The organism is Kitasatospora sp. NPDC056531, from assembly GCF_042794375.1.
Lineage (GTDB): Bacteria > Actinomycetota > Actinomycetes > Streptomycetales > Streptomycetaceae > Kitasatospora.
On sequence record NZ_JBHTTU010000232.1, the window covers coordinates 1 to 4,229 of the forward strand.

Genomic DNA, 4,229 nt, shown 5'->3' on the forward strand with positions numbered 1-4,229 from the left:
TTCCATGACAGCAGGATAGGGCGGCGGGCCCGGCGGCGGGTGCGACGGTCGGCGCGCGATCGGGCCGGGACGCGCGACGAACGGCGGGTGACCGGCCGCGTTACGGCCGCCAGGATGGTCCGCATGGATCCCGAACTCGAAGCGTTCATCCCGCTGTTCCCGCAGACCGACCTGGCCGATCCGTCGTCCGCGCGCCGCCAGCTCGCCGAACTCGCCGCCGCGGTCCCCGCCCCGGACACCGGCGAACTGACGGTCGAGGACCGTACGGTGCCCGGCGACCCGGACGTCCCCGTGCGGATCTACTCCCCGCCCGGCGCTCAGGGCGCCGTCATCTGGCTGCACGGCGGCGGGTTCGTCATGGGCAACGTCGACACCGAGCACCCCTGGGCCTCCCGGATCGCGGCAAACTCCGGCACGGTGGTGGTCTCGGTGGGCTACCGTCTCGCTCCCGAGCACCCGCACCCGGCCGCCCTGGACGACGCCTACGCCGTCCTGCGCTGGACCGCCGAGCACGCGGCCGAGCTCGGCGTGGACCCGGACCGGATCGCGGTCGGCGGCCACAGCGCGGGCGGCGGGCTCGCGGCCGCGGTGGCGCTGCGGGCTCGCGACGAGCGGGGGCCGGCGATCCGCTTCCAGCTGCTCAACCAGCCGGCGCTGGACGACCGGCAGGAGACCTGGTCGGCGCGGAACTTCACCGACACGCCCTGGTTCAACCGCGACAAGGCGACGACGGCCTGGCGGCACTACCTCGGCGCGCAACCGGCCACGCCGTACGCCGCCCCGGCCCGGGCGGCCGAGCTGTCCGGCCTGCCCCCGGCCTACATCGCCACCGCCGAGCTGTGCCCGAACCGCGACGAGGACCTCGGCTACGGGCTGCGGCTGCTGCAGGCGGGCGTGTCCGTCGAGCTGCACCAGTGGCCGGGCACCTTCCACGGCTCGCAGGCGATCGTGTCCGCCGAAGTCTCCCAGCGGCAGAACGCCGAGCTCGGCGCCGTTCTGCGCCGCGCCCTGGCGGACTGACGCACGGCGCGCTGCCCCACCTGTCAACCCCGAAGCCGGCGCCGAAGTAGATCCCGAAGCCGATTCCGTGATCGACCCCGATGTCGGCCCCGAAAGGACACCCGTCATGGACCTCCGCCTGCCGCTCTGCGCAGCCGTCTCCCCCTCGACCGACCTCGACCCCGCCCGCCTGCAGTCCGCCCTGGACGGCGTCCACCGCGCGGGCGTGCCCGGGGTGTTCGCCGAGGTGCGCGCCGCCGGTCGCATCTGGCGCGGCGCCGCCGGGGTGGCCGACCTCGACACCGGCCGCCCTGCCACTCCCGAGCTGCGTCAACGCGTCGGCAGCGTCACCAAGGCCTTCACCGCCGCCGCGGTCCTGCGGCAGGTCGAGCGGGGCCGGATAGCGCTCGACGCGCCGATCGGCGGCCTGCTGCCGCGGCTCGTACCCGGCGAGCGCGGCCGGCAGGTGACGGTCCGGATGCTGCTCAACCACACCAGCGGCCTGGCCGACTACCTTCCGTACGCGTTCCCGTCGCTGCGGAACTTCCCCTCGGTGCCGGACATCTCGACCGGGAGCCTGGACGACAACCGCTTCCGCCACTTCGACCCGGTCGAGCTGATCGACCTGGGCCTCTCCGCGCCGCCCGTCGGCGAGCCCGGCGGCCCCACGGGCGTGTACTCCAACACCAACTACCTGCTGCTCGGCCGGCTCCTGGAGCTGGTGACGGGCGTCGCGGCCGAGGAGTGCATCACCCGGGACGTCATCGATCCTGCCGGCCTGCGCCACACCGGGTTCCCGACCGGGCCGTCCGTCGACGGGCCGCACCCGCGGATGTACGAGTCCTTCTACGGGAAGATCGACCCGCCGCGCGACTACAGCGACTACGACATGTCCTGGGTGGGCCCGGCGGCCGCGCTGGTGTCGACCACGGAGGACCTCAACCGCTTCTTCGCGCTGCTGCTCGACGGACGGATCGTCAGCCACGTCTCGCTGGCGCAGATGCAGCGCACCGTCCCGGTCCGCGCCTTCGACGGCACGACCATCGAGTACGGCCTCGGGCTGCACCGGGTCGACCTCGGCTGCGGGACCTGCTGGGGCCACGACGGCTCCGCCTGGGGCGCCGGGACGATCTCGCTGGCGAGGGCCGACGGCACGCGCCGGCTGTCCGCCGCGGTCAACCTCCAGCGCTGGAACGTCCCCGACGCCTCCGGTCGGCCCCAGCCCCACCCGATCGACGGGGCACTCGCGGCGCTGTACCGGCAGGCGATGTGCGGCCACGACGGCCCCACCCGGCCCGAGGACGGCCACTAACTAGAGCGCAGCGGTTCAGCCCCCGGTCGGCCCTGCGGCGCACGGTGTTCCGGAACGTGGCGATCCGCCGACCGTCGGCGACGGCGTCCCGCCCTCCGGTCAGCGGCTGCGCCTCCACCAACGGGCCACGTCAAGGTCGTCGACGTTCACCCGGGCAGCCTACGGGCCGTCACCGACACCACCGCCGGGCGACCGGTGCTACGGCTGCGGGCTGCTCGGTCATGCGCGCGATTCCGCCAGTCCGGACACCCCCACGGACGGCGCGCCGAACGCCGACGAAAACGAAAGAACAGGGAGGTCACCGCCTCCCTGTCACTACTAACGTACCGCGACCGGGGGGCCTTGCGGCAAGGCCCCCGTCATGGCGCAGAATCGTCGCCCGAGGCTGGAACGCACGAAATCTCTGGTTCGCGAAATACATACGCCTTTGTCCCGCGTACGGGCCTCGCGCGAACCCCATGGGGGAAGTACTGATGATCGACGTGATCGTGGTCGGCGGCGGGCCGACCGGTCTGATGCTGGCGAGCGAACTGCGGCTGCACGACGTGCGGGTGGTGGTGCTGGAGCGGCTGACCGAGCCGACCGACCAGTCCCGCGGCCAGGGCCTGCACGTGCGCAGCGTGGAGATGATGGACCAGCGCGGGCTGCTGGAGCGGTTCCTCGCGGTGAGCGGGAAGTTCTCGGTCGGCGGTTTCTTCGGCGGCGTCTACAAGCCCTGGCCGGAGAGCGTGGACACCGCCCACCCGTACGGGCTGACCACCCCGCAGCCGGTCACCGAGCAGCTGCTCAACGAGCACGCCCTCGAACTGGGCACCGACATCCGGCGCGGCCAGGAGGTGGTCGGGCTGAGCCAGGACGAGGACGGGGTGAGCGTCGAGCTGGCGGACGGCACCCGGCTGCGCTCGCGTTACCTGGTCGGCTGCGACGGCGGGCGCAGCACGGTGCGCAAGCTGCTCGGGGTCGGCTTCCCCGGCGAGCCCTCGAAGGTCGACACACTGCTGGGCCAGCTGTCGCTGACCGAGGACCCGGCGACCGTCGAGGCCGTCGTCACCGAGGTCCGCCGGACCCAGATGCTCTTCGGCGCGATCCCCCAGGGTGACGGGGTGTACCGCGTGATCGTGCCCGCCGAGGCCGTGGTCGAGGACCGCGCCACCGCGCCCACCCTGGAGGAGTTCCGGCAGCGGCTGCGGGCCGTCGCGGGCACCGACTTCGGCGCCCACTCGCCGCGCTGGCTCTCCCGGTTCGGCGACGCCACCCGGCAGGCCGAGCGCTACCGGGTCGGCCGGGCCTTCCTGGCCGGCGACGCGGCGCACATCCACCCGCCCACCGGCGGTCAGGGCCTCAACCTCGGCATCCAGGACGCCTACAACCTGGGCTGGAAGCTGGCCGCCGAGATCCAGGGCTGGGCCCCGGCCGACCTGCTGGACAGCTACCACACCGAACGCCACCCGGTGGGCGCCCGGGTGCTGGAGAACACCCGCGCCCAGATGACCCTGCTGGGCACCGGGTCCGGTCCCGCCGCGCTGCGCGAGCTGCTCTCGAAGCTGGCGGACTTCGAGGAGGTGAACCGGTACATGACCGAAATGGTCACCGCGTTCGGGGTCCGCTACGAGCTCGGCGAGGGCCACGAGCTGCTCGGCCGCCGGCTGCGGGACGTCCGGCTCAAGCAGGGGCGCCTGTACGAGCTGATGCGCGGCGGCCGGGGGCTGCTGCTCGACCGGACCGGCGGCCGGCTCGCGGTCCCCGGCTGGGCGGACCGGGTCGACCATGTCGTCGACGCGACCGAGGAGTTGGACGTCCCCGCCGTCCTGCTGCGGCCCGACGGGTACGTGGCGTGGGTCGGCGAGGACCGGAAGTCCCTGCTCGACGCGCTGCCCCGGTGGTTCGGCGCCGCCGCCTGAGCGGCTCCCTCTCCTGG

At 73.6% G+C, this 4,229-nt stretch carries 3 protein-coding genes; all 3 read left to right on the forward strand.

Annotated features, from left to right (window positions below; translation table 11 throughout):
* The first annotated feature begins 123 nt into the window (after positions 1-123).
* Positions 124-1,020, forward strand: coding sequence for an alpha/beta hydrolase (locus tag ACFQ87_RS44815; RefSeq protein ID WP_380616810.1), 897 nt, complete (start codon positions 124-126; stop codon positions 1,018-1,020).
* Between the two features lie 106 nt (positions 1,021-1,126).
* Positions 1,127-2,311, forward strand: coding sequence for a serine hydrolase domain-containing protein (locus ACFQ87_RS44820; protein ID WP_380616811.1), 1,185 nt, complete (start codon positions 1,127-1,129; stop codon positions 2,309-2,311).
* Positions 2,312-2,784: 473 nt separating this feature from the next.
* Entirely contained in the window at positions 2,785-4,212 is a 1,428-nt protein-coding gene (gene rox / locus ACFQ87_RS44825) for a rifampin monooxygenase (RefSeq protein ID WP_380616812.1), read from the forward strand.
* The last annotated feature ends 17 nt before the right edge of the window (positions 4,213-4,229 follow it).